We start from the raw sequence: 9,196 nt of genomic DNA, 5'->3' as shown, positions 1-9,196 counted from the left end.
GCGAACCTTCACGTTCGCGTCGACGACCCGTTTCACGGGCACGAGAATCTTCATCGGGCATCCCATCGGACTTACTCGGCGATTACAGCCAGCGCATCCGATGCCGGGAGAGGACGCGCCGCGGCCACAGCTCCGGGATGCGGCCGACACGATCGGCGCACACCGCAACCGGCGCAGGAACAGCAGGCCCGGAGGCAGGGCCGGCCCCGAAGGGCAACCGGCTTCCGGGGCACCGCCCGCACGCCGACAGCCCGCCCGCTTTGCGGGCGGTGGGGAGGTGGCGGCGCACGATGGCAGGGTGCGTGCGGCAACGCAAGCAAAACAAGGCCCCCGGCAGTGTCGCACCCGCCGGCCGGAGCAGCGGCCCGGCGCCGGCACGGGCGATGCCGCATCGCAGCGCGGCGGAGTCGTAAAAGCGCGGCGGAGTCGTAAATCGGAAAAAGCATGGTAGAGTAACGGTCATCGCTTCGATTGCCCCCCAGCGGAGCGCCGGTTCGTCTGGAATGTTCTGAGCCTTCGGAATCGCGCGCATGACGGAAAGCGGTCTCTCCCAAGCTGCCGGGCGGCTGATGCACTTCGATCCGCGGGCCTTTGCCGGCTTGTGCATGCCGGTGTGGGTGCTTCATCTGGGCACCCAGCGGCGGGTCTATGCCAACCCGGCCGGCCTTGCCCTGTGGGGAGTATCTTCCACGGAAGCGCTGGCCGGCGGCGAATCGCCGGTTTTCTCGGCGAACGCCCGGGCCCGCCTGCAGGAGGTGGTGCGCCGCTCGCTGCGCGGCGAGGCCACGCGCGAGCGCTGGACGCTGGCCCGGCCGGACGGTCCGTTTCCGCTCGATCTCGTCATGCAGGCGGTTGTGCTCGACGGCGGCGAGGTCGGCATTCTGGTTTTCGGTTTTCCCGTGCGCATCGATCCGAGCGATGCCCGCACCGGCCCGGCGTTCGGCGGGCGGGCCGAGCAACTGGTGTTTCTGAGCGACAACGCCTGCGCGGCCGCCCGCCGCCGCGGTGCGGGGGCTGCGGCGGAAGACGGCGCAGCCGGGGCCGGCGGGGTGCCGGCCGTGCTGCTGCGTGCGGTGCGGGCGCGCGGCGCCGGGCTTGCCTATGCCGAGGCCGGCAGCGGCGACGACGCCCGCCTGCTGGGCATCGAGGCGGTGCGGGCGTTCGATGCGGCCAGCGGCGAAACCGGCATCGTCATCCGCGAGCATGACCTGACTGCGCTGCAGGATATCGAAACGCGGCTGATCGGCCGCGAACTGGCGCTGCATGGCGGGCGCGATGCGGTCGTTGCCGGCGGCTGGCGGCTCGATCTTGCTGCCAATGTCTACACCTTCACCCCCGCACTGGCGGCCCTCCTGGGGCTGGGGCAGGTGGCGCTCGATGCGGTGCATGCCGTGGAGTTGCTGCACCCGCTCGACCGGGTGGCGTTTCAGACGATGCTGCGGACGATTCTGGAAGGCGGGCGCGAGGCCACCGGCCAGTTCCGCGTGCTGCTGGGCAACGGCGAGGTGCGTCACCTGCGCGGCCTGTGCCAGCCGCAGCATGATGCCGGCGGCCGGCTGACCGGTGTCGTCGGCATGGTGCGCGATGTCTCTGAGGATGCAGAGGCGCGCGAGCGGGCCGCCTTTCTGGCCGGGCACGATTCTCTGACGACGCTGCTCAACCGCACGAGCTTCGTCGCCTGCCTCGAAGAGGCCGTCGCCCGCACCGGCGCCGCCGGGGGCGGCCTCATCTGCATCGATCTGGATGACTTCGCGCAGATCAACGACACCCGCGGCCATGCGGCCGGCGACGTGGTGCTGACGGAGGTGGCGCGCCGGCTGGAGCGCGAGGTGGGCCGCGATGGCACCGTGGCGCGCACCGGCAGCGACGAATTCGCCATCGTGCTGCCCTGGCAGAACGACCGCGGGCGGCTGGAGGCTCTGGCGCGGCGGCTGGCGGCCAGCCTGCACCGGCCGGTCGTGGTGAAGGGCGTGCTGGTGCGCATCGGCGCCAGCCTCGGCGTGTGCCGCTGGCCGCAGGACGGCGGCGATGCCGCCAGCCTGCTGCGCCATGCCGACCTCGCCAACGATGCCATCAAGGCGGAAGGCGGCGGCTTTGCCTTTTTCGACCATGCCCTGCGCGAGCAGGCCGACCTGCGCCGCTGGGTGGTCTCCCGCCTGCCGGAGGCGATCCGCACCGGCGACATCAGCGTGCATTATCAGCCGCTGGTTTCGCTGGCCGGGCGCAGCCGTGTCGGGTTCGAGGCTCTGGTGCGCTGGCACGATGCGGAGCGCGGTTCGCTGCCGCCGGACAAATTCATCCCACTTATTGAGGCGTCCGGCCTGATGCCGGTGCTGGGGCGCCACGTCATCGCGGCGGTGGCCGAACAGGTGCAGCACTGGCTGGCGCACGGCTACGACCCCGGCCGGGTGGCGGTGAACCTCGGGGCCGGGCAGCTTGTCGGCGGCGAACTGGTGGCCGATGTGCACCAGATCCTGCAGCGTACCGGGCTCGATCCGCGGCGGCTGGAACTGGAAGTGACCGAGACGGTGACGGTGGGCCGGCGCACGGGCGAAATTGTGGAAACGCTGGCGGCGCTGCGGGCGATGGGCATCGTCATCGTGCTCGACGATTTCGGCACCGGCCATGCCTCGCTCACCCACCTGAAGCGGCTGCCCGTGGACCGCATCAAGATCGACCGCTCGTTCGTCGCCAATCTCGGCCGGGTCAGCGCCGACACGGCGGTCATCCGGGCCATGCTGGAAATCGCCCGCACCATGGAACTGAGCGTGGTGGCGGAGGGGGTGGAGACGGAAGAACAGGCCGGCCAGCTGGCCGCCATCGGCTGTCCGCTGGCACAGGGCTACCTGTTCGGCCGGCCGATGGCGCCGGCGGCCGAGGCGCTGTGGACCCACGGCGGCGCGCCGGGCGCACGGGCGTGACGGTCGCCGCGGCGAAAAAGAGGGCTGAATCTGCCGCCCCGCCGGCTGCCTGCCCGCCGCCTGCCGTTGCCGCGGAACGTCCTTTGGCTTAAGAGCCTTGTCCCAAAAGGCGGGTTCGGCCGGGCGGCGGCAGGGCTTGTCCGTCCGCAATTTCAGACCGATCGCAAGGACCGCAATGGCGCGCCAGTTCATTTACCACATGCACGGCCTCAACAAGGCCTACGGCAACAAGAAGGTGCTGGATAACATCCACCTGTCCTTCTACCCCGATGCCAAGATCGGCGTTCTGGGCCCCAACGGCTCGGGCAAGTCCACGCTGCTGCGCATCATGGCCGGCGTCGACAAGGAATATACCGGCGAGGCATGGATCGCGGAGGGCGCGACCATCGGCTACCTGCAGCAGGAGCCGCAGCTCGACCCGGAAAAGACGGTGCGCGAGAACGTGATGCTGGGCGTGTCTTCCAAGACCGCCATTCTCGACCGCTACAACGAACTGGCCGTCAACTATTCCGACGAGACCGCCGACGAGATGGCGCGGCTGCAGGACGAGATCGACCGGCAGAACCTGTGGGATCTCGATTCGCAGATCGATCAGGCCATGGACGCCCTGCGCTGCCCGCCCGGCGATTCGCCCGTGGATGCGCTGTCGGGCGGCGAGAAGCGCCGCGTGGCGCTGTGCCGCCTGCTGCTGGAGCAGCCCGACCTGCTGCTGCTCGACGAGCCGACCAACCATCTCGATGCCGAAAGCGTGCACTGGCTGGAAAACCACCTGCGCGAATATCCCGGCGCGATCCTGATCATCACCCACGACCGCTACTTCCTCGACAACGTCACCGGGTGGATTCTGGAAATCGACCGCGGCCGCGGCATCCCCTACGAGGGCAACTACTCGGTCTATCTGGAAAAGAAGGCCAAGCGCATGGAGCAGGAGGGCCGCGAGGAGGCCTCCCGCCAGCGGGCGATCGCCCGTGAGCGCGAGTGGATGCAGGCCTCGCCCAAGGCCCGTCAGACCAAGTCCAAGGCCCGTATTCAGGCCTATGACGAGCTGCTGGCGCGCAACGAGGCCCGCGTGCCCGGGCAGGCGCAGATCGTCATTCCGCCCGGCGAGCGCCTCGGCGATACGGTCATCGAGGTCGACGGGCTCAACAAGTCCTATGGCGACCGCCTGCTGATCGAGAACCTGTCGTTCAAGCTGCCGCCGGGCGGCATCGTCGGCGTGATCGGCCCCAACGGCGCCGGCAAGTCGACCCTGTTCCGCATGATCACCGGGCAGGAGACGCCGGACAGCGGCACCATCCGCCTCGGCGACACCGTGCATCTCGGCTATGTCGACCAGTCCCGCGATGCGCTCGACGCCAGCAAGAACGTCTGGGAAGAGATTTCCGGCGGCGCGGAGGTGATCCAGCTCGGCAAGCGTGAGATCAACTCGCGCGCTTATGTCGGCGCCTTCAACTTCAAGGGCGGCGACCAGCAGCAGAAGGTCGGCGCGCTTTCCGGCGGCCAGCGCAACCGCGTGCATCTGGCCAAGATGCTGAAGTCGGGTGCCAACGTGCTGCTGCTCGACGAACCGACCAACGATCTCGACACCGAGACGCTGGCCGCTCTGGAAGATGCGCTGGAGGATTTTGCCGGCTGCGCCGTGGTCATCAGCCACGATCGCATGTTCCTCGACCGCCTCGCCACCCACATCCTCTCCTTCGAGGGCGACAGCCATGTGGAGTGGTTCGAGGGCAATTTCCAGGACTATGAGGAAGACAAGAAGCGTCGCCTCGGCCCGGATTCGATCCTGCCGCGGCGCATCAAGTACAAGCGCCTGACGCGCTGAGGACTGCGGCCGGCCGCCCCCGCAAGAGGGCGGCCGGTTTCGTTTCGGCCCCCCGGAAAACACAGCGCGACGAGAGTGCAGCACAGGCAGGCGAGCCGGACAGGCGAGGGAGCGGGACATGGCGGAGTGGTCGGCCGGGCAATATCTGAAATTCGCCGACGAGCGCACCCGCGCCGTGCGCGAGCTTGCGGCCCGCGTGCCGCTGGAAGCGCCGCAGCGCATCGTGGATATCGGCTGCGGCCCCGGCAATTCCACCGAGGTGCTGGCGCAGCTCTGGCCGCAGGCGGCGCTGGCGGGTTTCGATACCTCGCCGGAGATGCTGGCGGCCGCCCGCCGGCGGCTGCCGGCGGTGCCGTTCTTTGCCGCCGACGCGGCCGGCTGGCAGCCTGAAGCCGGCACGGACCTGCTGTTCTCCAACGCCGTGTTCCAGTGGGTGCCGGACCACGCGGCGGTGATGACGCGGCTGTTCCGCGCCCTGAAGCCGGGGGCCGTGCTGGCGGTGCAGATGCCGGACAACACGGCCGAGATGACGCATCGTCTGGCCGGGGCGGTGGCCGCCGGGGGGCCGTGGGCGGCCGCGCTTTCCGGGGTGTCGGTGCGGCCGGCGCTGCCGGAACCGGGCTTCTATTATGATTGCCTCGCGCCCCACGCGGCGGGCATCGACATCTGGCACACCGTCTATAACCATGTGATGGCCGATGCCGCCGCCATCGTGGAATGGGTGAAGGGAACGTCGCTGCTGCCATTCCTTGAGGCGCTGCCGGCGGAGATGAGGGCGCCGTTTCTGGACGCCTACCGGACACGGATCGCCGAGGCCTATGCGGTGCGGGCGGACGGGCGGCGCCTGCTGCGCTTTCCGCGCCTGTTCATGGTTGCGGTTCGCGGCTGAGGAGGGATCATGGCGGATGCGACGAAGGCGGAAGCGGGACCGGCAGACGCGGGACCGGCAGACGCGATGATGCTGAAGCCGGCTTTCCGCCTGACCGGCCGGCTGGTGGCGACGCTGCGCACCGCCGATCCGGCGGATTTCCGCACCCATGCGGTGGAAAGCCTGCCGCTCGCCGGCGGCGGTATCGAGGGCGACCGGCATTTCGGTTTCACCCGCCGTTCCGGCGGGCGCGAGCCGTGGTATCCGCGCGGCACCGAGATCGCCAATCCGCGCTCGCTCACGGTGCTTTCGGCGGAGGAACTGGCCGAAACCGCTGCCGCGCTCGGCCTGCCGGGCCTCGATGCGGCGTGGTACGGCGCCAATCTGGTGGTGGAGGGGGTGGCGAACCTGTCGTGGCTGCCGCGCGGCACGCGCATCGCGTTCGCGGGCGGGGCGTCGATGCTGGTCTGCGACCAGAATGCGCCCTGCCGCATCACCGGCCGGGCGATTGCGGAGGCAACGGACCGGCCGGATGTGGAACTCGCCTTTCCCCGCGTGGCACGGCGGCTGCGCGGGCTGATCGGCTGGGTCGACCGGCCGGGCACGGTGGCGGCCGGCGAGGGCTTCACCGCGTTCGTGCCCGAACAGTGGGTTTATGCGCCGCCGCGCTGAACGGGCGCCGGCGGCCGGTCAGCAATGAGGAAACGACATGAAAAGGGCCGCCGGTCGTGCCAGACCGGCGGCCCTTCCGCATGGCGCGGCGACAATAGCGCTGCGACATAGCGCGGCGACATTGGGGCGGCGACCGCCCCGCGGCGCGGCTCAGCGCGGCTTGCGGATGGCAAGGCCGAAGAACAGCCAGGTGAAGCCCTGCGAGAGCAGGTCCACCGCCAGCACCAGACCGAGCAGCCAGTCGGTCACGCCCGGCCACTGGGCGGTGATGAGCAGGCCGAAGGCAGTGGTGATCACGCCGCCGAACAGCATCCAGCCCCAGCCCGGCGCCGGGCGGGCATCGAGGGCGGCAATGAGGCGGAAGCCGCCGGTGACGATGACGGTGATGCCAAACAGCAGCGTGAACACATCGGCCGCCACCATCGGCCGCGCCATCGCGATGACGCCGGCGGCGGCATAGATGAGGCCGCTGATGAACCAGAAGATGACATGGCCCCAGCCGCGGGCCTGAAAGGCCTGTGCGATCTGCACGCCGCCGCCGATGATCAGCATCACGCCCGTCATCCACACCACCGCGACGGTGGCGGCATAGAGGTTGCCGAGCAGGATCATGCCGAACAGGATCATCAGCAGCCCGACGACCACGAACCACCCCCACTTGGCGCGGATCGCCTCGATCTTGTCCTGCAGAAACTCGGGGCCGGGGAAGAAGCCGGGGCCGCCGGGCCGGCGCGGGGAGGGGCCTTCGGAACCGGAAGGGGTTCCCTGCGGCAGTTTGGTCGGCATCGTCGAACCTCATTGTCTGGAACCGCCCGGCCCGGAACGGGCGCCGGGCGGGAACGGGCATGGAACGGCCCGGTTGCCGGCCGCCGGCCGGACGGGAAAGAATCGGACCTCCGGCAACGGCTGCAACCGCCATGGAGCAACATTAGACGAAGGCACGGCGGCTTTGAAATGCTGCACGGTGTAGCGGCGGTCTGCCGGTGCGTTCGCGGTTTCGTGAAGACCGTTTGTCTCGCGTTGTGTCGATCTTGTTCATCAATTCTGACCTATAACGTCACAAACCGGGCGGCGAAGTCTGCGTCCGGGGTTCCGGCAGGGCTTATCCCGTCCGCCTGCCGCGCCCCGCACCCCGCCTGTCAGTGACCGTGAGGGGAGAGACCGCATCATGACCATCGTGCTTCGTCCCGCCATCCGCCTGCTGGCGGCCGGCCTTGCAGGCAGCCTCGCGGCGCTCGGCGGCGGCGCCGCGTTCGCACAGGACATGCCCGAGGTTTCGGTGGGCGATGTTTCGGTGGTGGATGTCACCAACGCCCGCACCTGGGTGGTGAAGGTGACGGCCAACGCCGCCGTCGGCCCGTCCTACTGGGGCGCGAGCGGCTTCGGCGGCTATGGCTATCCGAGCCTTTCCTTCCGCCGGGCCGACCAGCCGGCGGATTTCGAATCCCCCGACGACGGCATCAGCTTCGCCCTCGCCGGCGGCCCGACGTGGAAGGCCGGCATTCTCGGCCAGTACATGGCCGGCCGCTACAACAGCCAGAACGGCCTTGCCGGCACCGACAGCGTGCCGTGGGGCCTCAACCTCGGCGGCTATGCCGAGTTCTGGCCGGTGGAATGGCTGCGCACCCGCATCGACGTGCTGCACGGCGTGAAGGGCAACTATGCCTGGTCGGGCAATGTCGGCGTCGATTATGTGCGGCCGTGGAACAAGTTCACCTTCGCCCTCGGTCCGCGCATGACGGTGGGCGATGCCGCCTACACCGACACCTATTTCGGCGTCAGCGACCATGCGGCGAGCGTCAATCCCAAGCTCACGGCCTACGATCCCGGCGGCGGCATCAACACCGTCGGCGCCATGGGGTCGGTCGACTACGAGTGGGACAAGCACTGGTCGACCGTGACCTATGTGCGCTACGACCGCCTGACCGGCTCGGCCTACGACAGCCCCATCGTGCAGAATGTCGGCTCGCCCAATCAGGTCACGGCCGGCCTGCGCGTCAGCTACTCGTTCGGCGTCAACTGGGGGCAGAAGTAACGCTTCTGCGGCAGGCGGGTGGACGGGCCCGGGCGGGCGCGGCAACACTGCGGTTTCCGATGCCGCCGGGCGCGTGATTCTGCGCGCGCCGCCGGCGGCCGGAAGGACGAGCCCCAGAAGGAACCGCGCATGTCTTCCCCCGTCGTTCTCATCACCGGTGCCACCGCCGGTTTCGGGGCCGCCACGGCCCGCCGCTTCGTTGCCGCCGGCTGGAAGGCAGTCGTCACCGGCCGCCGGGCCGACCGCCTCGCAGCGCTGGTGACGGAACTCGGCGGGCCGGACAAGGTGCATGCCGCCGCCTTCGACATCCGCGATTCCGCTGCCATCGACGCGGCGGTCGCCGCGCTGCCGGAAGGCTTCCGCGATGTGGATCTGCTGATCAACAATGCCGGCCTTGCCCGCGGCACCGCGCCGGCGCAGGACTGCGATCTCGACGACTGGCGCACCATGATCGAGACCAATGTGACCGGTCTCGTCACCATCACCCATCGCCTGCTGCCGGTGCTGATCGCGCGCAAAGGCGCCATCATCAACCTGTCGTCGGTGGCGGCGAGCTATCCCTATCCGGGCGGCAACGTCTATGGCGGCACCAAGGCGTTCGTGCGCCAGTTCTCGCTCGGTCTGCGCTCCGATCTGGCGGGCACGGGGGTGCGCGTCACCTCCATCGAGCCCGGCATGTGCGAAACGGAATTCACGCTGGTGCGCACCGGCGGCAATCAGGCGGCCTCCGATGCGCTCTATCGCGGTGCCGATCCGCTGCAGGCTGCCGATATCGCCGAAACGCTCTACTGGGTCGCAACCCAGCCGCCGCATGTCAACATCAACACGCTGGAACTGATGCCGGTGCGGCAGGCGTTCGGGCCGTTCCTCGTGGC

General features: G+C 69.3%; 7 protein-coding genes. 6 read left to right on the top strand and 1 reads right to left on the bottom strand.

Going from position 1 to position 9,196, the window contains the following annotated elements; genetic code table 11:
- The first annotated feature begins 530 nt into the window (after positions 1–530).
- The 4 genes from V7067_RS12970 (at position 531) to V7067_RS12955 (ending at position 6,286) form a co-directional block, all read left to right on the top strand.
- Positions 531–2,921 carry an EAL domain-containing protein gene (locus V7067_RS12970; RefSeq protein WP_334176322.1) on the top strand — a complete coding sequence of 797 codons (2,391 nt, stop codon included), beginning with the start codon at positions 531–533 and terminating at the stop codon, positions 2,919–2,921.
- Positions 2,922–3,096: 175 nt separating this feature from the next.
- A complete protein-coding gene (gene ettA, locus V7067_RS12965) occupies positions 3,097–4,746 on the top strand; it encodes an energy-dependent translational throttle protein EttA (RefSeq protein ID WP_334176321.1) in 1,650 nt (549 codons plus the stop codon).
- A 118-nt stretch (positions 4,747–4,864) separates the two neighbouring features.
- Positions 4,865–5,635: a trans-aconitate 2-methyltransferase gene (gene tam, locus V7067_RS12960; protein ID WP_334176320.1), complete on the top strand. Its 771-nt coding sequence runs from the start codon at positions 4,865–4,867 to the stop codon at positions 5,633–5,635.
- A gap of 9 nt (positions 5,636–5,644) precedes the next feature.
- Positions 5,645–6,286 (top strand): molybdenum cofactor sulfurase, encoded by a 642-nt coding sequence (locus tag V7067_RS12955; RefSeq protein WP_334176319.1) that lies wholly within the window; start codon positions 5,645–5,647, stop codon positions 6,284–6,286.
- 150 nt (positions 6,287–6,436) lie between these two features.
- Here V7067_RS12955 and V7067_RS12950 read toward each other — a convergent pair whose 3' ends face one another.
- A complete protein-coding gene (locus V7067_RS12950; protein ID WP_334176318.1) occupies positions 6,437–7,072 on the bottom strand; it encodes an HdeD family acid-resistance protein in 636 nt (211 codons plus the stop codon).
- 382 nt (positions 7,073–7,454) lie between these two features.
- Between V7067_RS12950 and V7067_RS12945 the strand changes: the two genes are divergently transcribed.
- Entirely contained in the window at positions 7,455–8,321 is an 867-nt protein-coding gene (locus V7067_RS12945; protein WP_334176317.1) for a MipA/OmpV family protein, read from the top strand.
- A 129-nt stretch (positions 8,322–8,450) separates the two neighbouring features.
- The coding region (locus tag V7067_RS12940; protein ID WP_334176316.1) for an SDR family NAD(P)-dependent oxidoreductase at positions 8,451–9,196 on the top strand (746 nt) is incomplete at its 3' end.

This window comes from Pseudoxanthobacter sp. (assembly GCF_036822375.1).
GTDB lineage: Bacteria > Pseudomonadota > Alphaproteobacteria > Rhizobiales > Segnochrobactraceae > Pseudoxanthobacter.
The sequence above is the reverse complement of the archived record's forward strand: the minus strand, read 5'-3'. Positions and strand labels throughout refer to the sequence as shown.